Origin of the sequence: Mannheimia kashgarensis (assembly GCF_041807705.1) — a bacterium.
In the GTDB taxonomy this organism is placed as follows: Bacteria; Pseudomonadota; Gammaproteobacteria; order Enterobacterales; family Pasteurellaceae; genus Mannheimia.
Map to the genome: position 1 here is coordinate 26,315 of NZ_JBGTYY010000018.1, position 19,189 is coordinate 45,503.

Annotated in this window: 30 protein-coding genes, 1 tRNA gene and 1 pseudogene; 22 read left to right on the plus strand and 10 right to left on the minus strand. The window is 39.9% G+C overall.

Annotated elements, in window-relative coordinates; genetic code table 11:
- The first annotated feature begins 17 nt into the window (after positions 1-17).
- On the plus strand, positions 18-437 hold the full coding sequence (locus tag ACERCF_RS08135; RefSeq protein WP_006250074.1) for a type II toxin-antitoxin system HicB family antitoxin: 420 nt from the start codon (positions 18-20) through the stop codon (positions 435-437).
- 66 nt (positions 438-503) lie between these two features.
- Here ACERCF_RS08135 and ACERCF_RS08140 read toward each other — a convergent pair whose 3' ends face one another.
- Both ACERCF_RS08140 and ACERCF_RS08145 read right to left on the minus strand, forming a co-directional pair.
- Complete coding sequence (locus tag ACERCF_RS08140; protein WP_373625257.1) at positions 504-809, minus strand: HigA family addiction module antitoxin; 306 nt, start codon at positions 807-809, stop codon at positions 504-506.
- Positions 810-817: 8 nt separating this feature from the next.
- A complete protein-coding gene (locus ACERCF_RS08145) occupies positions 818-1,093 on the minus strand; it encodes a type II toxin-antitoxin system RelE/ParE family toxin (RefSeq protein ID WP_373625258.1) in 276 nt (91 codons plus the stop codon).
- A gap of 644 nt (positions 1,094-1,737) precedes the next feature.
- On the opposite strand from ACERCF_RS08145, the gene ACERCF_RS08150 reads away from it, so the two are divergent.
- The 4 genes from ACERCF_RS08150 to ACERCF_RS08165 all read left to right on the plus strand — a co-directional run bounded on the left by ACERCF_RS08150 (position 1,738) and on the right by ACERCF_RS08165 (position 4,537).
- Positions 1,738-1,813 (plus strand) — tRNA-Arg (locus ACERCF_RS08150).
- A gap of 336 nt (positions 1,814-2,149) precedes the next feature.
- Positions 2,150-2,665 carry a DUF4760 domain-containing protein gene (locus ACERCF_RS08155; protein ID WP_373625259.1) on the plus strand — a complete coding sequence of 172 codons (516 nt, stop codon included), beginning with the start codon at positions 2,150-2,152 and terminating at the stop codon, positions 2,663-2,665.
- A gap of 129 nt (positions 2,666-2,794) precedes the next feature.
- On the plus strand, positions 2,795-3,415 hold the full coding sequence (locus ACERCF_RS08160; RefSeq protein ID WP_373625260.1) for a hypothetical protein: 621 nt from the start codon (positions 2,795-2,797) through the stop codon (positions 3,413-3,415).
- A gap of 237 nt (positions 3,416-3,652) precedes the next feature.
- Entirely contained in the window at positions 3,653-4,537 is an 885-nt protein-coding gene (locus tag ACERCF_RS08165; protein ID WP_373625261.1) for a phage antirepressor N-terminal domain-containing protein, read from the plus strand.
- A 277-nt stretch (positions 4,538-4,814) separates the two neighbouring features.
- On the opposite strand, the gene ACERCF_RS08170 is transcribed toward ACERCF_RS08165, so the two are convergent.
- A complete protein-coding gene (locus ACERCF_RS08170) occupies positions 4,815-4,997 on the minus strand; it encodes a hypothetical protein (RefSeq protein WP_373625262.1) in 183 nt (60 codons plus the stop codon).
- A gap of 93 nt (positions 4,998-5,090) precedes the next feature.
- Here ACERCF_RS08170 and ACERCF_RS08175 point away from each other — a divergent pair, with 93 nt between their 5' ends.
- The 12 genes from ACERCF_RS08175 to ACERCF_RS08230 all read left to right on the plus strand — a co-directional run bounded on the left by ACERCF_RS08175 (position 5,091) and on the right by ACERCF_RS08230 (position 11,516).
- Positions 5,091-5,234, plus strand: coding sequence for a hypothetical protein (locus tag ACERCF_RS08175; RefSeq protein ID WP_373625263.1), 144 nt, complete (start codon positions 5,091-5,093; stop codon positions 5,232-5,234).
- Positions 5,231-5,761, plus strand: coding sequence for a hypothetical protein (locus ACERCF_RS08180; RefSeq protein WP_373625264.1), 531 nt, complete (start codon positions 5,231-5,233; stop codon positions 5,759-5,761). The genes ACERCF_RS08175 and ACERCF_RS08180 overlap by 4 nt, the downstream gene beginning before the upstream one ends.
- Positions 5,745-5,921 carry a hypothetical protein gene (locus ACERCF_RS08185; protein WP_373625265.1) on the plus strand — a complete coding sequence of 59 codons (177 nt, stop codon included), beginning with the start codon at positions 5,745-5,747 and terminating at the stop codon, positions 5,919-5,921. Before ACERCF_RS08180 ends, ACERCF_RS08185 begins: the two co-directional genes overlap by 17 nt.
- Positions 5,921-6,187 (plus strand): hypothetical protein, encoded by a 267-nt coding sequence (locus ACERCF_RS08190; protein WP_373625266.1) that lies wholly within the window; start codon positions 5,921-5,923, stop codon positions 6,185-6,187. Before ACERCF_RS08185 ends, ACERCF_RS08190 begins: the two co-directional genes overlap by 1 nt.
- Positions 6,180-7,118 (plus strand): riboflavin synthase subunit alpha, encoded by a 939-nt coding sequence (locus tag ACERCF_RS08195; protein WP_373625267.1) that lies wholly within the window; start codon positions 6,180-6,182, stop codon positions 7,116-7,118. The genes ACERCF_RS08190 and ACERCF_RS08195 overlap by 8 nt, the downstream gene beginning before the upstream one ends.
- A gap of 11 nt (positions 7,119-7,129) precedes the next feature.
- Positions 7,130-7,342, plus strand: a complete 213-nt coding sequence (locus ACERCF_RS08200; RefSeq protein ID WP_373625281.1) for a hypothetical protein — start codon at positions 7,130-7,132, stop codon at positions 7,340-7,342.
- 10 nt (positions 7,343-7,352) lie between these two features.
- A complete protein-coding gene (locus ACERCF_RS08205) occupies positions 7,353-8,297 on the plus strand; it encodes a recombinase RecT (protein ID WP_373625268.1) in 945 nt (314 codons plus the stop codon).
- Positions 8,275-8,949 carry a translocation protein TolB precursor gene (locus tag ACERCF_RS08210; protein ID WP_373625269.1) on the plus strand — a complete coding sequence of 225 codons (675 nt, stop codon included), beginning with the start codon at positions 8,275-8,277 and terminating at the stop codon, positions 8,947-8,949. Before ACERCF_RS08205 ends, ACERCF_RS08210 begins: the two co-directional genes overlap by 23 nt.
- A gap of 530 nt (positions 8,950-9,479) precedes the next feature.
- A complete protein-coding gene (locus tag ACERCF_RS08215; RefSeq protein WP_373625282.1) occupies positions 9,480-9,641 on the plus strand; it encodes a helix-turn-helix transcriptional regulator in 162 nt (53 codons plus the stop codon).
- Positions 9,642-9,679: 38 nt separating this feature from the next.
- Entirely contained in the window at positions 9,680-10,384 is a 705-nt protein-coding gene (locus ACERCF_RS08220; protein WP_373625270.1) for an LbetaH domain-containing protein, read from the plus strand.
- Between the two features lie 23 nt (positions 10,385-10,407).
- Positions 10,408-11,250, plus strand: a complete 843-nt coding sequence (locus ACERCF_RS08225) for a hypothetical protein (RefSeq protein WP_373625271.1) — start codon at positions 10,408-10,410, stop codon at positions 11,248-11,250.
- The gene (locus ACERCF_RS08230; protein ID WP_373625272.1) at positions 11,247-11,516 is read left to right on the plus strand and encodes a hypothetical protein; all 270 of its coding nucleotides are present in this window, start codon (positions 11,247-11,249) and stop codon (positions 11,514-11,516) included. Before ACERCF_RS08225 ends, ACERCF_RS08230 begins: the two co-directional genes overlap by 4 nt.
- A gap of 64 nt (positions 11,517-11,580) precedes the next feature.
- Here the strand turns inward: ACERCF_RS08230 and ACERCF_RS08235 are convergent, their stop codons facing one another.
- Complete coding sequence (locus ACERCF_RS08235; protein WP_006247827.1) at positions 11,581-11,796, minus strand: hypothetical protein; 216 nt, start codon at positions 11,794-11,796, stop codon at positions 11,581-11,583.
- A gap of 543 nt (positions 11,797-12,339) precedes the next feature.
- Here ACERCF_RS08235 and ACERCF_RS08240 point away from each other — a divergent pair.
- From ACERCF_RS08240 to ACERCF_RS08260, 5 genes and pseudogenes are all read left to right on the plus strand, one after another.
- On the plus strand, positions 12,340-13,041 hold the full coding sequence (locus tag ACERCF_RS08240) for a phage antirepressor N-terminal domain-containing protein (protein WP_373625273.1): 702 nt from the start codon (positions 12,340-12,342) through the stop codon (positions 13,039-13,041).
- An 89-nt stretch (positions 13,042-13,130) separates the two neighbouring features.
- Positions 13,131-13,241 (plus strand): annotated as a pseudogene (locus ACERCF_RS08245) (HNH endonuclease); the annotation flags it as partial.
- A gap of 66 nt (positions 13,242-13,307) precedes the next feature.
- Positions 13,308-13,484 carry a hypothetical protein gene (locus tag ACERCF_RS08250; protein ID WP_373625274.1) on the plus strand — a complete coding sequence of 59 codons (177 nt, stop codon included), beginning with the start codon at positions 13,308-13,310 and terminating at the stop codon, positions 13,482-13,484.
- A 91-nt stretch (positions 13,485-13,575) separates the two neighbouring features.
- Positions 13,576-13,797 carry a DUF4224 domain-containing protein gene (locus tag ACERCF_RS08255; RefSeq protein ID WP_176808608.1) on the plus strand — a complete coding sequence of 74 codons (222 nt, stop codon included), beginning with the start codon at positions 13,576-13,578 and terminating at the stop codon, positions 13,795-13,797.
- Positions 13,798-13,819: 22 nt separating this feature from the next.
- On the plus strand, positions 13,820-14,860 hold the full coding sequence (locus ACERCF_RS08260; protein ID WP_176810093.1) for a tyrosine-type recombinase/integrase: 1,041 nt from the start codon (positions 13,820-13,822) through the stop codon (positions 14,858-14,860).
- 158 nt (positions 14,861-15,018) lie between these two features.
- Here ACERCF_RS08260 and rplY read toward each other — a convergent pair whose 3' ends face one another.
- The 6 genes from rplY to lolA all read right to left on the minus strand — a co-directional run bounded on the left by rplY (position 15,019) and on the right by lolA (position 18,889).
- Positions 15,019-15,306, minus strand: a complete 288-nt coding sequence (gene rplY, locus ACERCF_RS08265) for a 50S ribosomal protein L25 (protein ID WP_373625275.1) — start codon at positions 15,304-15,306, stop codon at positions 15,019-15,021.
- Between the two features lie 141 nt (positions 15,307-15,447).
- Positions 15,448-16,362, minus strand: a complete 915-nt coding sequence (locus ACERCF_RS08270; protein ID WP_373625276.1) for an ATP-grasp domain-containing protein — start codon at positions 16,360-16,362, stop codon at positions 15,448-15,450.
- Positions 16,359-17,084 (minus strand): oxygen-insensitive NADPH nitroreductase, encoded by a 726-nt coding sequence (gene nfsA / locus ACERCF_RS08275; RefSeq protein ID WP_373625277.1) that lies wholly within the window; start codon positions 17,082-17,084, stop codon positions 16,359-16,361. Before nfsA ends, ACERCF_RS08270 begins: the two co-directional genes overlap by 4 nt.
- 11 nt (positions 17,085-17,095) lie before the next feature.
- Complete coding sequence (gene mtgA, locus ACERCF_RS08280) at positions 17,096-17,869, minus strand: monofunctional biosynthetic peptidoglycan transglycosylase (protein WP_373625278.1); 774 nt, start codon at positions 17,867-17,869, stop codon at positions 17,096-17,098.
- Between the two features lie 4 nt (positions 17,870-17,873).
- A complete protein-coding gene (trpR, locus tag ACERCF_RS08285; RefSeq protein ID WP_373625279.1) occupies positions 17,874-18,179 on the minus strand; it encodes a trp operon repressor in 306 nt (101 codons plus the stop codon).
- Between the two features lie 68 nt (positions 18,180-18,247).
- Positions 18,248-18,889, minus strand: a complete 642-nt coding sequence (lolA, locus tag ACERCF_RS08290) for an outer membrane lipoprotein periplasmic chaperone LolA (RefSeq protein ID WP_373625280.1) — start codon at positions 18,887-18,889, stop codon at positions 18,248-18,250.
- Positions 18,890-19,189: the final 300 nt, after the last annotated feature.

A 19,189-nucleotide genomic window follows, 5' to 3' on the forward strand; every position in this document is an offset into this window, starting at 1 on the left:
CTTTTCTAGGAGTTTATATGTTACGCTACCCAGTTGAAATTACCCCTGATGATAACGGCACATATCTTGTTACTTGCCCTGATATTCCTGAAATGGCAAGCGTAGGTGAGGACTTAGAAGAAGCCCTATTAGAAGCACAAGATGGCTTAGCCACAGCCCTTGAATTCTATTTTGATGATAGACGAGAAATACCAATGCCAAGCCCAATTAAAGAGGGACAACATACGGTTAATCTTACCGTGCTGCAATCAATGAAAGTATTTCTCTTAAATGAAATGATTAAACAAGGTGTACGCAAAGCAGAAATGGCAAGACGATTAGATGTACACTTACCACAGATAGATCGCCTATTAGATTTTAATCATTCCACAAAAGTAGAATTTGTTGAGAAAGCCTATGGTAAGCTAAATCAACACTTTACTATTCTCCCTCACTAATAAAATAACCGCCTACGGGCGGTTTTCTTTTCCTAAGAACAATAAAACCCTCCGAAGAGGGCATTATTAAGCGTGAGCAGTTTCTCCATAATTTCTACCAAAATGAAAAGGCATAACAGAGCTTAAACGTTGCTGCTTTAACTCCCATAAATCATATTTGGTTTGTAAGTTGAGCCATAACTTAGCCGTACTAATTCCTGCTTCTTCTAAACTTAACGCCAAATTTGCAGTCATTGGTGTTTTGCCGTGTAATACTCTTGATAAAGTTTCACGAGAAAACCCAAGATGATCTGCTAATTCTTTAATTTTGATGTTATTTGGTTCAATAAACCCATCTAATAAAACTTGACCTGGATGTGCTGGTTTACGCATAACTCCCCCTAATGATAATCTTCATAATTCAAAATATAAGCATCGCCATTTACAAATTCAAATGTAATCCGCCAATTGCCATTAACCGTCATAGAATAAACGCCTTTTCGATTTCCTTTCAGCTCGTGGCATTGGTAAAAAGATATAAATTCATCAATACTTTCTGCTGAATCAATCAAATCTAAAATACCATCGATTTTACGCTGATGATTAAGCTGAATACCTTTTGTTATCCCTTTTTCAAAATATTGTTTTAAGCCTTTATGCTTGAAACTCTTAATCATAATGATACCCACTAAACAAATGTGATATAAATATATCACAAAAAATAAGTAAGGCAAGATATTTCGAGTGTATTCCTGTGTAATTCTCCTTTCTCTCTATGCATTCTGTTTAAAAAACAAGCAATCAATCAACTTTTCTAAAAATAATTTCTCTTTAAAATCAACAGTTTAAATACTAAATGTATTTAATTTAAAAATAAATAATACATTTAGTATTTACAAATAGAATACAAATGGTATTATACACCCATCAAAACGAGCTACGGCTCAATGCTCTTTAACAATTTAATCAAAAACACACCGCTTGCCCGATGGTGAGATGGTATCAACAGGACGGAACGAAAGCCCGAACCAAGCGATGTGAGAACCAGCGGAAACGTTAAGCACCGGCAGTGAATCGGGAAGCACAAACGCTGGTTCAGAATGCACTACTTGCCCGGTGGCTCACAAGTATAAAAAGAGCCACCATCTCTAACAGCTCTCAACAAAGAGTTAGCCAAATAACCCCGTTTTAGTTTTAATGTTTTCTAAAGTCGGCGTTAGGCAGCGAAACGAATGTACTAGAGAGTTGTTAGAGATGGTTAGCCATCATTCTCCTTTTGATTGAAGTAAGCCCTGCCGTTGGGGTTAAGCAACGGTACTTTGACCGCATAGTTCAGTGGATAGAGCAGCTGCCTTCTAAGCGGTGGGTCGAGAGTTCGAATCTCTCTGCGGTCGCCATCCAAAACCGCTTTACGCACATCATCGATGACGAGCCTACGAAGTGGAAACCTACCGTGTAGAGCAGTTTTGAATGGCTAAGTTGTGTAACTGCTACAACTTAAAAAGAGCGGTTAAAATGTTTGACAGCATAACGGTGTCAGATTAATATTACGCCTAACGATTAGTGACAGTAATCATTCGTTCTTTAGTAACAATTTAGACCATAAACAGCTTACCAAGGGAACTTGAGTAGGCTTTTTTCGTCTAAGTTACAATAATCTTCATCATCTAGGAGTGAAATATGAAAAATTTAGCTAACTTTACATTAATTGCTAATGAGGGCTGGGAGGTTTAATGGATTACCTTTTACAGCTTTTAAATAAATTAGAGCTGAACACAATAGTCGGGCTAGGTACTTGTTTATTTACTGGGTACTTAGCCTTTTTTGCGTGGTCTCAGCTTAAAGAGCTTCGCAAGCAACATAAGCAAAAATCGACCATTGAACTCCTTATCAGCAATAACAGCAACGAATACTACCGTAAACGCAGAAAAGCCTATATGGCTATGCGTGATAGCGGTATAAACCTTACTGTTCTAGCGTGTGCATTAAATGATAAAAATGCCACAGCAGAGCAAAAAAGACAGAATTTCATTGTTTTAGATGTGCTTAATGCGATTGAATTTATCTGTGTTGGTATCAAGGAAGACTTATTTGATGAAGCGGTATATAAGCGAATGAGCAAAAGCAGTGTCATTAAAGACTGGAACACGCTCAAGCCCTACATAATGGAGCTTCGCAGAATCAACAACAATAACAACAAGCTCTTTTGTGAATTTGAATGGCTTGCAACGAAATGGGAATCTGAATAGCCTCATATATTATTGAGGCTTTTTATTTGACAACCGCCAAACTTCGGATTAAGATAACCGCACTTTCAACAGAAAGTAGGTAAGCCACTCATTCAGTGGCTTTTTTAGTACCTTGAACGTGGGTTTGTTATGTTTAAGTCAATATTTTCAAAGCTCTTTAAAAAAGATAAACAAGAGCAAGAGGAAATCAGTTTAAATTTAAAATTCGAAACAGAAGTTGTTGCCACTAAATTTCATATAAGCGAGCCAGTGCCATCCGAATATCAAATTAACTTCGAAAAACGGTTAATAGAAAGAGTAAAAAATGCCTTGAATGAATATCCTTTTATAAAAAAGGAAAAAATTTCATTTCTAGCAAATGAACTCATTTATAACCAACTAAAACACAGCAAAAACATTCTTTCATTGGAAGAAAAAAGAGCCTTAAACCTCAACACCAGAGCGAAGTATTTAAAAGAAATTATCGAATGTTTTATTGATGTTGAGCATTTAGATTTTGACCCAAAAGGATTTTGTGAAAATCTACTGCATACTGAAAGATCTATTTTATGGTCATTGGATAAAATTGAGGAAGCAAAGCAGATAGATTTTGTGAAGAAAGTCTCGTTAGAAGGTAAAGGTAAATGGGATAATCAAACCTACGATATTGACAATATCCCCCCTGTTGAAAAGGTTGATTACACAGAAGAGCGAGTCTTGTTCTTCGTTATCCCAAAAGTAGATTTTGATGATCAACTTGACAAACAATAATTCATTTAATACTATTCTGCCCAAGGTGTCGAAACCTCATACTCTAAGGCGGATAGTTCACTAATCGCCACTAGGCGATTTTTTTATATCCGTAATCCTGACTATGTCGGGAGGGCGACTAATACAAGACCGAAAGGAAATACGTCCAGCCCTTACCTTAGAGTGGGTTTTCGAACCTCCCGACGCCACTGTCGAAAGTGGCTTGTTTTAAACAAATAGACTCTAAGGATTACGACTATGTCAACTCAAATTTCTACTCAAACCATTTCTTTCAACAACCAAGCCTTAATCACATTCGAGCAAAACGGCACACATTACACCGCAATGAAACCGATCTGCGAAAATATCGGCTTGACTTGGCACGCTCAATACGAACGGATCAAACGAGATGAAATCCTTTCGCAGGGTATTCTTATCATAAGAACCCCTACAAACGGTGGCGATCAACAAATGATCTGCTTACCAATAGAATATATCAACGGCTGGCTCTTCGGCATTGATGTTAATCGTTGCAAACCCGAAATCAGAGAAACGCTCATCAAATACAAAAAAGAGTGCTATCAAGCCTTACACGATTACTGGTTCAAAGGTAAAGCAGAACGTAACCAAGTTATCAGCCCCGAACAGCAACAGGCTATTCAATCGGCGGTGCAACAAGCACACCACCGCACCGGGCTACACTGGCAAGAAATCTACCGCCAAATCAAAGTGATTTTCCACGTCGCCAAGTACGACCAACTCCCAGCCGACCAATTCGGCAACGTAATGGCGTTCATCACGAATTTGCAAAAAGTGGAACAAATCGCACCGCTTGCACTGCCTGAAAAGAAATACACCTTTGAATTTACCGAAGATGAACTCCAAAGCCTAGTATGGGCTTGGTTCGCTTTCGTGCGGGGCATTCATACTTTCCGCTACATCTACCCGATGTTTCAAAAACTCGGCTCAAATATGGCTGGCGAAATTTACGGACAAGGTTTTGAATATAGCCACACTGCACAATCGGCACATAAAATTCTTGAACGTATCACCAAAGAATTTGATTGCGACCCGATGACAAACTGGCGAGTGCTGAAACACGTTCGGAATTTTGACCCAACATTCAAAAAGCCAACATTCTAATCCCCTTTCCCCTCCGCAGCTCAACTGCGTAATCACTCCGTAACATTCAGCGGAGGGGCTTTTTACACCCAAAATTCAGATTTTTGACTAAAAAAGGAACGAAAAATGAACGTTAAATTTACATTTAAAGTAGAGGTTGATGGCGTAACTTATACCGATTATGCCCTTGAATTACCCATTAAAAGCAACTTAGCAACCATAGAGCATAATCATATTACTCGCGAAATTTTAAAACAGCTTGAAGCACACCGTTTCAAATTTGAGCCACCAATGAAGTCTATTCCTCTTCAAGAGGATAACGCTCGTAATACTCCTCCCAAATGTTATCAGCATACTCAAACAACATTGTAACTAACTCCTTCCGTCTCTGCTCATAAGGCAAGCCTGTTGCCGCAGATTCAGAAGGAATAAGACGAGAAGCAAATTCAAGAGCATCACGATAAGTCATTGATTTTGACATTTTTAATTCTCCTATATTGGTTGTGTGGAAACAGCAATATACCACGAGGCGGTGAGTGGTTAAATAATCCGCATAACAAAAAGGAACGATATTATGCCAACCTTTATGCAATTTACCATAGACCGCCAAGCCCTACGAGCTGAATTACTTAACCTTGAGCAACGCAAACAGAAGCAAGACGGAATGCTTGAGGTAATTGAATACCGTATCAACCAGATTAAGGAACTGTTGAAATGAAAATCGAAAGCTACACTATCCGAATTTTACAAAATGCCGGCACAAAACGTTATTTTGGTGAAGTGATTGTAAACGGTAAGAGAGAAATTCAAACACTTGAAATGACGGCAGAAACCAATGCGATCAAAGCTCTCAATCAGAAAATTAAAGAGTTTAATAACATTGAAGGTGCAAGTCTTCCAAAATTCCCCGAAATTCGAGGCAGTAAGCCTATCGTATTTAACAATATCTTAGACCGTATTGAAGAGCCTGAACAGGTTGAACAGGTTGAACAGGTTGAACAGGTTGAACAGGTTGAACAGGTTGAACAGGTTGAACAGGTTGAACCTAAGCCATCAAAACTAAAACGCAAGCCATTCACACCTTACGGACTAAATGGCTACTTCGTCGATAGCAATGGCAATATTCGCCTGCACCTAGACAGACGAGCTAACGCCAAAACCATTACTATTGAAGCGGATTTCTTCAACTCCCTAGCAGAAATGGTAAAACGCACACAAGGAGCAAAAAATGCTGAATTGGCTTAAGCCTCTAATCAAATACGGCTTATCCGCCCTGCTATTTATGGTTGCAATCAGCCTACTAATGCAATGCAGTGATGGCGAAGAACTCGTACCTACCGGCAACTGTAAGCCGGAGAAATGCGAGTTTAAGGTTACAGAACGAATCAAATTGGAGAAAACGTGATGAAAAACGGACTTTATGACTTGAACAACCATTTATTTGATGCCATCGAAAGAGTGATGTCGAGTGAATCAAACGAGGAGCTTGAACTAAACACCAAAAAAGCCAAAAGAGTGAATGAACTAGGAAGAACCGTCATTGAATTGGCTCAACTTCAGCTTGATGCTACCAAGCTAAAAGCTTACTACGGACAGAAGAATTTAGATATTGAAGACGGTACGTTACTGAGCTTTAACCCACCTAAAGCCTTAGGAGTGAAAAATGCTTAATCCAATCAGCGAAATGAAATCCGAAATCACCACAGCTAAGATACTGCAAGCCGAATTACATAACACAATCAAACAAAAAAGAGAAAGCGTGAAGAATTTTTATTCTGCTAAAGAAAAAGCGGAAGAAAGCATAAAGCCTGAAATACCGAAAGCACCCATAGAACCGCCACCTGTTGCTAAATACAGAGTAATTGCCGATGAAGAAAAAGAACAAGCCTTGCTCAAAATGGCAAAGGCTGAATATGAAAGTTACGATGATGTAGCCCGGTTTGCTAAAGCCTTAAATCTGCGTGCCGGCGTAGTTTATCTCACTCTCAAACATCACGGTTTCATCAGACAAAATGAAACCACGCAATATCGGGTGTTAGATAGCTATTATCGCAACAACGGTAATTTAAAAGCTATTGTTGCTGATGTGGGGTTAAATGTATGGCTATGTGCGAAAACAATAGAACAACTTGGGTTATCTCCAAACTGGCAAAGCTACAAAGAAGATAAGGTAGAAACCAACTTAGGCGACTGGGCAGAGGAACAGTTTAGGCAGTTGGTTGGTAATGCGTTAGATATGAACCGCCACTATCAGACCAGCAATCCAAATTATGATTTTGTCATCAATGGAAAAACCGTTGATGTTAAAGGTAGCACATTAAAAACAGGAAGTGAAGAAAACGCCAGATCGCCCCAATACGCTTTCCGTATTAAAAGTGATAATCCTCCTGATTTTTATTGTGTATTCCTTATCAAGGAAAAGGATAAACCTTACAGCCTAGATAATTGCCATATCCTGTTATTTCCGAAAGAAATACTACCGAATAACCGCAAGGGGGTGTATATCGCCCAAAAATCAGACACCAGCACTGCACTTAGTCAAATGTACTGGGATTTTGAAGTGGAACCCGCCGCTCTTGCAACAATGCTGGAGCATATTTAGGAGAAAGTGTGATGATAGGACACGAAGACTATACAAATGCTTCACTTCAACCAAAAGAAGATCCTAGCGAAGAGGCTTTCATCTTGGCTGAAGAAAACATTATCGAACTGCTAGAAAACAACGGCTTTGAAACCGTCGCTACTATCCTAGCCGGTTCTGATGGCTGGTGTAACGCAATTAATGCCTACCTAGCCGAACAGAACAAACGTAGAAATGAAATTTAGGGGTAAGAAAATGACAACTGCAAATCAGCAACAGCAAGCTAAAAATCCAATAGTAGAACGTCAAACCAAAATTAAAAATTTAATTACCGGACAAGCTACGCAAAATCGCATTATGCAACTACTTGGCGATCCGGTGAAACGAGAAAAATTTTCTGCAACACTTATTAATGTATCCTTAGATGGCACGCTATCCACCTGTTCACCGGAAAGCATTGTGAAATCAGGATTGCAGGCGGCGGAGTTAGATTTATCGCTCAATAAAAATATGGGGCTTGCCTACATCGTCCGCTATAAGAAAGACGCTGAATTTCAAATTGGCTATAAAGGCTGGCAATTACTTGCCAAACGTGCTGGTATTCGCCTGAATGTTACGCCTATTTACGACTGTGACGAATTTGAGATTTTCAGTGACGGCTTTGATACCACTGTCAAGCATATCCCAAACCTAGATGCACAACAAGACCACTTGCCGGAATGGGTGGAAAGCCACCTAAAAGGCGTGTTGGTTTCGACTAAGGAAGATGGCGAGGTCTCTCATAAGTTTGTTAGTATCGGCAAAATCCAACAGATTGCTGGTGTCAGCCCAAGCAAGAAAAACGGTAGCTACTCCCCCTATTCACTTTGGAACTTGGAAATGTATATGGGCAAAGCAACCAAATATGTGTTGAGCAAAATGCCAATGCAGGAACAGCTAGCCAGAGCCGTTGAAATGGAAAATGATGTAGATAAAAGACACATTGCGGAAAACCAAGATACCGGCAAGCAATCTGAAAATAACATCATTGAAGCTGAATTTTCTGCATTTGTAAGTGATGAGCGTTTTGAAATGTTAAAACAAAATATCATTAATAAAGAAGTCACCTTACAAGAATTATGCGATCAAGGTAACGAGTTCAACAAAGAGCAATATGCGGAGCTGGAGAAGTTAGAAAATGAACAGCAATCAAATGTATAAATTCAAACCCCGTTGTTCAATGCTCCATCAGCTAATGAGCGAGCCGAAAAGCAAAGCTGACAAAGAGGCTGGCAAAATCTCCGACACAGCCAAAAGTGCGGTCAGAGAAATCGCCAAATATGACCTGTTCGGCTATCAATCCTTTGACGGCAATAAATACACAAACAAAGGCAATCAGCTTGAAGAACAGGCGATCAAACTCAGTGGCTTTACTCGTGGCTTAGTCTTAAAGAAAAACACCGAACGCCGAGAAAACGATTGGATTTCAGGCGAGTGTGATATTTATGTACCAAGCCGAAGACTGATTATCGATACAAAATGCAGTTGGGACATCGGCACACATCCTTTCTTCCGTGATGAAGCTGAAGTAAAAGCCCAAAAAGCTGGCTACGACATCCAAATGCAGGGCTATATGTGGCTTTGGGAATGCGAAGAGGCTCAAATCGACTTTGTGTTATTCCCCACACCATTTGACCTTATTGGCACATACGAAGACCCGAATAAACTGGTGGATTTAGTCGAGAAAATCCCACAAGAAAAACGCCTTACCACAGTGACGATCAAGCGTGATGAAGCCATTATTGCCAAAATCCAAGACAGAGTGGAAGCTGCAGCTAGATATTATGATGAGTTAATACAGGAGATGATGTAATGCCAAAACTAATCCCACTTCATTTTGTTTGGTTTATTAATGAACCGAGATTTACTGACAATAGAGAAAGAATCCCGTACATTGATTCTGTGTATCTCGAAAAAGTGTACATTAATGCCGAACGCATTCTAGCAATTCAATCTTATTTTGATGAACAATATTCAATCCCTAAAATCACACCATCACTTGAGCAAGAGGAAAATTGTGGCGTAATAAGCTGTGTTGTTGATGATTTCGATAAACACCTAGAAATCGAATACAAATATGATGGCAGCTTAGTATTTTTTGATGAGGAATATTCATACAACCTTAATAAATACATACTGCAATTTTCAACTGACAGCTACCAGCGAATCTTTAACGAAGAGCTAAGCAACTTAGAAATAAATTCCTTTGTAATTTATGAATCACCGGAAGAAATTATAGGGCTTACTAAAGGGAAGGCTATAGATACTCCTGAAGGAAAATTCATTCCAGTTAATCCACCGTTTAAGAAAGACCGAATCATACGTCCCAATGAAGCTAGAAAAATGTTAGGTATAGGAAAAACAACATTTCAAGACTGGCAGTATCCGGAATCGAAACGCTATCGCCCTGACTTTCCGAAGAAAATCAAACTAGGCAAAAATTCTACAGGATATCTGGAAAGCGATATATTGGCTTACATAGATAAAATGAAAAGAATGTCTTAAAACCGCCCCGAAAGGGGCTTTTTAATAGGTAAAAAAATATGACAACCCAAAAGAAATACGAACTCCTCCAAGACGACACAATCAACCACCACGGCAGAACGCTTTATCGTATTAAAGCGTTGATATCTTTTGGTTTAGTGGCAGCTGGTGAACTTGGTGGGTATATAGAAAAAGAGAGCAACTTAGATCAGTACGGCAATGCTTGGGTGTACGGCAATGCTTGGGTGTACGACAATGCTTGGGTGTGCGGCAATGCTCGGGTGTACGGCAATGCTTGGGTGTGCGGCAATGCTCGGGTGTACGGCAATGCTCGGGTGTACGGCAATGCTCGGGTGTACGGCAATGCTTGGGTGTACGACAATGTTTGGGTGTACGGCAATGCTCGGGTGTACGGCAATGCTCGGGTGTACGGCAATGCTTGGGTGTACGACAATGCTTGGGTGTGCGGCAATGCTTGGGTGTACGACAATGTTTGGGTGTACGGCAATGCTTGGGTGTGCGGCAATGCTGTAATTTCCGAGCGAAAAATGATTTTCTGGGCGAGCAATGTCGGCACAGAGAACGGTACACTAACCGTTTACAACGGTAAAGACGGTCTGCTTGTTACAAGAGGCTGTTTTACTGGCACGGTCGAAGAGTTTTTAGCAAAATCCGCCGAAGTTCACGATGAGAAAACGAAGCGGGAATATCAGCTACTGATTGAAGTAGCGAGAAGTAGAATTTTAGACCCAGCGACTGAATAAATTGATTTTTCAAGGTAAAAGCTATGGCTAAAAAGCCCCGTAATAAAAAATACAATCCCAAAAAACTTGATAAATGGGCAACAAGAGTAGCTGAGCAAGGCACAATGCTGATACAGGCACAAGGGTTAGGCAAAGAGGGGAAAGTTTGGGTGTTTCACAACAAACCGGTGCCAACTGGCGAATGGCTCTCCCCTAGTCGATTTACCGACTACCGCCTAACTTTCCTCACGCCCCACAAGTGGACGATTGTCGCTGGTGTAGCGTGTCGTAATCCACTTGGGCAAAACTACTTCACCCACACTCAGCAAAGTGCGAATAATGAGTTTATTTACCACGACCCACAAGTCCAGCAATGGATTTATGAATTTACTGCCGCACAAATTAACGACGTGAACAAGGAGCATATTTTAAGCTCCTTTTTTATCGCTCTGCCCTATCAAACCGAGCTGGCAGAAAGCGATGTCGAAAAGTTGTTGCATTGGCTACATCTGTTTGATGCTGACAGGCTCAAAACTCATTATGAAATGACTCAAATCAAGGCGACCGCAGAAGCTGAAATTAAAGACATTCCGCTTGAAAATTTTTTGCAAAAACAGACCGCTTGTGTGCTACGAAAGCACAACATCAGCGATTTAATGACGTTGTTCTGGCAGGAAGAAGAGCATTTAAAAAATCTAAAAGGCATTGGCGAAAAGCGGTATCAGCATATTTGTGATGGCTTAAAAGCTCTTGCTACCCAATACCCGAACTTTCGGGAATTAGCGTGGGACAACTACCGTGGCGAAATGTGCAGGGAATTTATTCTTGCCGATGCCGCCAACAGCGAAAAGATTTACCAACATTACTTGGAGAGAAAGAAAAAATGAACCTGAACCCATTTTACCATTGGAAAAAATACCGATCACAGGAGATATCTATAAAGTTCGTCGCCTTGAAGTTTGATGAGCTCTCTTGCGAAAACCATCGACTAAAAGAGCAGATAAACCATCTTGAAACACAAAATAATACATTGCTTAGACGTAACGAAGAACTTGTTGCCGACAAGCAAGACCTACTCAAACAGATAGATGAATTGCACGAGCAAGAATTGAAGCCAATTATTATTAAGCATAGCCATAAACGCAAGAAATGAGAGGGTTAAGAAATGCAACAACTAATTAAAAACATCGAACAGTGAAGGGTAGGTTTATAGGGGCTTACGCCCCTTTTGAAAACTGCTCAACCGCTTGAACGATTACCTGTGTTTGCGAAATGCCGTGTTGTTCTGCAAGCTGTTCAAGTTGAGCAATAAAATCTTCGTGGAACTTGAATGACTTCAATCGCACACCACGCTTTGCATCGCTTTTTGCTTGTAATTCTTGAAGCGTTAAACCTGATTTAGGGCGACCACGACCTCGTTTCTCTGTTTGCATTGTCAATTCCTTGTTGATTTTTAATACGGAACGTTATATTATTTAGGAACTGCCTAGCAGAGATGGCGTTCTCTGCTAGGACTTTTAGCTTTCTAATCTAATAAGCTGGCGTGCTTATTAAGATTAAGATCACTAGGATTAACAACTTAAGATACATAATCCAGTTCCTGATGTTTGCCGCTCTCTTCAAGGGCGGCTTCTTCATTTTCAGACCCTTTCCGAAAACAAGATTATTTTAATACATACCAAATAAAACGCAAGCTATTTTTTAGTATTTATTAAAATAATTTTATTTGACAATCGCCAAACTTTAACTTACTATTCCGCCTAAGGTGTCAGAACCTCAATATGTACAAGGCGGATAGTTCACTAATCGCCACTAGGCGATTTTTTTATATCCGTAATCCTGACTATGTCGGGAGGGCGACTAATACAAGACCGAAAGGAAATACGTCCAGCCCTTACCTTGTACGGGGTTTCTGAACCTCCCGACGCCACTGTCAGAAGTGGCTTGTTTTCAACAAATAGTACGAGGATTACAAAATGACAACTCAAATATCAACTCAAATCATCACATTCAACAACCAAGATTTAATCACCTTTGAGCAAAACGGCACACATTACACCGCAATGAAACCGATTTGCGAAAATATCGGTTTATGCTGGGACGGACAACGCCAACGTATTCAACGAGATGAAGTGCTTTCTATGGGTACGGTTATCATAACCGTACCTACTACCAGCGGAGATCAACAAATGATCTGCCTCCCGATCGAATACCTCAACGGCTGGCTATTCGGTATTGATGTGAAACGTTGTAAACCCGAAATCAGAGAAACACTCATCAAATACAAAAAAGAGTGCTATGCAGCCTTACACGATTACTGGTTCAACGGCAAAGCAGAACGTTCACAAATCGCCCCGATTGTCGAACCTAAAATCCCAATGGAGCTAACCAAAAAAGAATGGCTACGTTTCGCTTCAATGTGGTTCGCTCTCTATAACAGCCTTGAAGTACTTGCTACGTTAGAAAAACCGTTGCGTGCTATCGGTTCGCCGTTTGGGGCAACCGCCTACACTCACGCCACCGAGTATCAAACCACGCTTGGCGTAATGAAGCGGATACTTGAGCCGATGTTAGCCGACTTCGAGGTCGATCCGTTTGAAGAGGCTCACTACCACAAAGCCCTAACCACCTTAAGGCAATACCAGCCAAAAGGCTTAGGCGGCTTAGTCCTAATTTAATTTGCAACAAAATCTTAAAACCTAGACCTTTAAAGAATGGTTATTTAAGAGTTCAGCTTGTAGATGAGAATGGAGTAAAAGACTATTTAATCCATAGACTGGTATGCGAAACTTTTCACGGTTATTCAGATCTGCATGTAAATCATAAGGACAGAGACAAAACAAATAACCGACCTGAAAATTTAGAGTGGTGTACACGCTCAGAAAATATGTTGCATTGCTCAAGACTTGGAGGTTTTAGCAAGCAGTCCGAAAGGATGAAAAAAATGAATATTGAGCGTTGCTCAGTTCCTGTTGCCGCAATAACTCTGGACGGGAAATTATTCAAAAAATACACCTCAATGACAAGTGCAGGTAAAGATGGTTTCTCACATTCAAAAATCAGCCTTTGCATTCAGAGTAAACGCAAAACGCACAAGGGTTACATATGGCAAAAGTTATAATGGCTGTGCCTTGTATGCGGTGGATAGGACAAAGGCTTAACGATTATTTAACGCAATCCCTCATTTAGAGGGATTTATTTTAGGAGAGAATATGAACATCTACACTGATTTCCTTTCTCGTGAAGAGATTGAATTTATTACACAATGTAAGCAGAAAAATCCGATCAAAAAACAGCTCAACATTATGGGCATTCCATTTAAAGAAAATGCAAATGGTTTCCCTGTTGTCCGCCGTGATTATGCTCAAACTAAACAGCGTAAATCTATTGCAACGAATGATTCTGACTGGGTATCAAATGCACTTAAAGCGTAAGTTAATGAAGAAGGAGGCACTTATGGCACGCCCTCGAAAATATGAAAATAATGGATTGCCACAAAACCTACTCTGCCGCCGCAGAAAAAGAGCGAACGGACAAATTATAGAATACTACTTCTACGTGCTTGCCAACGGTAAAGAAAAATCCCTCGGCACAAATAAATACGAAGCTGTGCTAGAGGCAGCTAAACTCAATTTTGAACATAGCAAAAAATCCCCAATCATTTTATTTATTGACGTGGTAAAACGCTATGAGTTGGAAATTGTCCCTACTAAAAAAGCCAAAAACACTCGGCAATCTAATTTACAAGCCATTCGCTGGTTATGCAAATTCTTTGGTGATCCACCTGCTCCACTCGAAAAAATCGAACCCAAACACATCAGTCAATATTTGCAGTGGCGAAAAGATACGCCAGCGATTGCAAATATTGAGGTGGGATTGTTCAATACGATTTGGAATATGGCAAGGGAGTGGGGATATACAACGCTTCCAAGCCCCTCTCAAGGCGTGAAAAAATTCCCAACTAAATATCGTGAGGTTTATGTGGAAGATTACATTCTTGATAAAATCTATGAGTTTGCTGATGAACGAATGGCAGATATTATCGAAACAGCGTACTTGCTAGGACAAAGACCGATTGATATTTGTAATATCCACCGCTCACATATCTATGACGGCATACTGCACATTACTCAGCAGAAAACTGGAAAGAAAGTTCGATTTGAAATTAGCGGACGACTAAAGGAAATACTAGACAAACGGCTACAAGATGAAATCGATTGGATTTTCCCGAATAAATGGGGAAGAAAACTAGAACGGCGAAGTCTAGGCGACCATTTCAAGGAAATAAGAGAAAAAGCAATGAAAGCCTATCCAGCCCTTGCTGATGAAATCGGAAAGGTACAAATGCGTGATATGCGAGCTAAAGCAGCCACCGATATTTCACTCTCCGCTACCGATGAGCAAGCTCAAAAGCAACTGGGGCATACATCAAAACGAATGACCCAACACTACATCAGAAAAGACAAAATCCTCAAACCTACCGATGAAATCACCTAAAAATAAAGCCCTTTTGCCAAAGACAAAAGAGCCATTTAATCACTTAAAATCCGTTCCGAAACTATTTTGTAAACTATTGATTTTATTGACCTGAAAAATCATAAAATCGCAAAAAGTTTCGGAACGAAAAACAGCGTTAAACCCTTGCAAATAAAGGATTAAACACGCTTGAAGTCTAAGTGAACTAGTTTTGGTTTAGTTGGGTGACGTTGAATTGCTTGTACTTTAACTTGCTCTTCTTTACCATCAACAACAATAGTTAAAACTTCGTTGTAGAACGCATCGTGTACTTGTGCGTTGTTTACATCATCGTGGTTTAAGATGATTGATACAGGTTCTTTGCTACCACCGTAGATGATTGCAGGAACTTGACCATTGTGACGCAGGCGGCGGCTCGCACCCTTACCTTGCGCCGAACGAACTTCAGCTTCAAATTTGTATGACATTATTTTATTCTCTTAAATATGGGTTTGACCCAGTTAATAGAAAAAACAGCAGGCGACCCAGCTGTTTCCGAAAAACATCGGCATATCGAAAGATATGCCGAACGTGTATTTTACTGAAATTGGCGAGAAATGCAACGTAAATTAAGACAATTTGCGGATTTTCTCTCTCAAATAATTGACTATTTCTTCTGCAATATTAACTTCATTTACCTGTTCAATGCCTTCAAAACCCGGGCTTGCATTCACTTCTAAAATAAATATCCCATTTTCGGTTCGCAAAAAATCGACACCTGCAACATCAAGCCCTATTGCTTTTGTTGCTTTAATTGCCAATGCTATTTCTTCTTTAGTTAATTCAATATGTTTGGCTGTTCCACCTTGATGAATATTGGCACGGAAATCTTCTGCTGCACTACACCTACTCATTGCCGCCACAACGTTATCGTCAATTACAAAAGCTCGAATATCTTTACCTCTAGCCTCGCTCACGAATTGTTGGCATAGATAAGACTCTTGAACTTGCCTACAAGTAGATAGCACCGCTTCCGCATTGGGTTTATTTTCAAACAAGATCACGCCATTACCTTGCGAGCCATTCAGCACTTTGGCAATAAGCGGAAACTCAAAATGCTCTAATTGCGATTTAACTGAAACTACGTGTCCTGCAAAATTGCTATTAGGAACAGGCAAATTATGTTCTGCTAATTTCTGCAAAGATCGCCACTTGTTTCGAGCTAAAGCGAATGCTTCTGAATGGTTTAAAACAGGAATACCTTTCGCTTCAAAATGGCGTAGCGCCATACAGCCCATTTCCGTACTACTTGTGCCAAAACGAGGCAAAATAGCATCATAACCTGTTAATAGCACAGGTGCAGGGCGATGTTTATCGTAACTTTCGCCTTCTTGGTAAAAAACCTCAAACTTACCATTATTTAGAGCAAGAAGCATTCTATTAGGATCTAAAATATCTAGTTCGATCCCTTTTTCACGGCACGCTTCTTTAATTCGTTTGCAACTGTATAAACGAGGCTCACGGCATAGCATTAGCCATCTCATTTTTTCAATAATCCTTTCTGATTGAAAAACGGCAGAATATGAGGGCGAACAGGTTTATTTAGAGTTTTATGAATTGCAGCTTGCCATTGCTGTGGCTCGCCAATTCTTGCTTGGTAGTAAGCGGTCAAATTTTCGTTATATTTTGCAAATTCGACTTCATCTAAAGACTGATATTGGTTCGTATAGCAGACCAAGCTATTTTGTAAACGTGGTTTTAAAGGGGGATCTTGTGCTGGATAGCCTAAGCACATTCCCACCAATGGCACACAGTATTCAGGCAAATTTAAGGCTTCAGATACACGAGCAATATCATTACGCAATGCCCCAATATAAACGCCACCTAAGCCTAAAGATTCCGCTGCTAACAATACGTTTTGAGCAAAAATGCCTGTATCAACCGCTCCAATAATTGAAACTTCCGCCCATTCTAATTGAGATTCCGGCACAAGATGTTTATGTTTATTAAAATCAATACAGAACACTAAAAACTCGGCGCAATCAACAACATATTGCATACCCGAAACTGCTTTTAAGGTTTCACGAATGTCTTTATCCGTTACGCGGATAACGCTTACGCATTGCAAATGGTTAGAACTTGAAGCGGCTTTCCCTGCATTAATTAGGGTTTGGAAAACCTCTTCTGAAATCGGTTGTTTGGTAAATTTGCGAATCGAACGGTGAGATAGAATCGTATCAAGTGTTGCTTTACTTTGTGTTGTCATCTTTCTTCTCATTAAAGTCTATCTAAGTAATTTTTACCATCAAGCTGGCTAACTTGACGCATAATCCACGCTTGGCGTTTTCGCATCGTTGGTCCGGGTTTATCCACTTTAAACAGATTTGGATTAGGCAACGAGGCCGCTAATAATGCCGCTTCCTGCAAATTCAAATTTTTTGCTGATTTCTTAAAAAAATGTTGAGCTGCAGCTTCAACACCAAAAATACCGTACCCAAACTCCGCAATGTTCAAATAAACTTCTAAAATGCGAGGCTTTGTCCAAACATATTCCACTAAAATAGTGAGTGGGGCTTCAATGCCTTTTCTTACCCAGCTCGGCCCGTGCCATAAAAACATATTTTTAACGGTTTGCTGGGAAATGGTTGAGCCGCCACGCACTTTTTTTGATTTAGCATTTAGCTTCAATGCGGTTTCAATCGCCTGTAAATCAATCCCAAAATGGCTTTCAAATTTCTGATCTTCAGACGCAATTACCGCCATCTGCATCTGCCAAGAAATCTCATCAAGGCTTACCCAATCTTTTTTAATGTTGTATGTTTTACCTTGCAGGACATTTTCTACTTTTTTCTGTACCATATAGGCGGAATATGGCACAGGCAATACCGAAAATAACATCATCGGCACAAGGAAAAACACACCCCCTACAGTAAATAAACGGCTAAAGCCAAACCACAACCAACCTGATTTGGCTCTGATTTTTCGAGGAATAAAAAAAAGCCCTACTTTCTTTAAAAGCGAGCTTAAAAAACGACTTTTACGTTTTGCCATCTGACTATTTACCGTTCACTTTACGATTTACCCAGTTCAGGAAATCTTGATCTAAGGTTTTGAGCATATTTGAGCCACGCGTAATAGTTGCCGCACTGGTATTTAGATTTTGCTGAATCTCACGCTGAGAATCTTCACCTTTTAATAATGCTTGGACAATCTGCAAACGTAAACCTAATGAGCCTCTTTCATCAGCAGTCAAAAACATTGAAAAAAATGGCTCTAATTTATCCTCTGAAACTGCTTGTTTAAGTAAGGCTAAAAACTGCTCCCACTCTTTTGGATCTCGTTGATTATAAAGGGCTTTCATAAATATTCCTTAATAAACAAGCGGTCGTATTCAGCCAAAAATTTACCAAAAATGACCGCTTGCACATCTTATTTTTTCGATTTCTTGCCACCACGTTGATCGTCTAACTCAGCCCCTTTCGGCACGGTGAATTTGAATAAATCATTTGAAACACCGCCAGTGGTAATGTTACGCAATACATAAAGGTTACTCTGTCCATCACGTTCAATGGTGCTGAATCCTTTTAATAAGCCACTTTGGTCGATACGCACATCAAACTGTCTTAAATTGCTCTTTTTCGATTTTGGTTTTAATACGAAGGTATCCGCATTTTGGGTTACATCATATTGATCCCAATGGCTTTTATCACTACTGGTTAATAAGACAAATGGCGTGTTATTTACCGCATCTTGCACTGTATTTACCGTAACTTGTGAAACAAATGGGTCGTAAAACCATAAATTTTTGCCATCAGAAACAATTAAATTTTCTTGTGGAGATTTGGTATCCATTCTAAATAAGTTTGGACGTTTTACTTGGAATTTACCTTTACCTTTTTGGATCTCTTTTGCTTTGCTTGAACGCACGGTTTGGTCAAAATCCGCACTGTATTGGGTCACTTGCTCTAAACGGCGTTGTAATTCTGCCACCGATTGTGCATCAGCAAACGCTGTGCCTACTAAGCCGAATAACGCTAAACCGAATACTGATTTTTTGAATAATGTTTTCATCTATTTTCCTTATTTTATCAAAGAAGATTTGCTCTTCTTTGACAATGAAATTCTGAAAAGTTTCATATTAATGAACTACTACAACAATATAATAAAATGGGGGAATTGTATAGTTGAGAATGTGAGAAGTTTATGATTCGTCTCTATATTTGTAGCAACTGTATCCCCCAAAATATTTGGCAAGATACAAATTCGTTAATTAAACCACGTGAGCATTCCACTGTGAGCCATCACGGACGATGGCATTAATCACGGTTAAAAGCTTACGCATACAGGCGTTTACCGCCACTTTGAACGGTT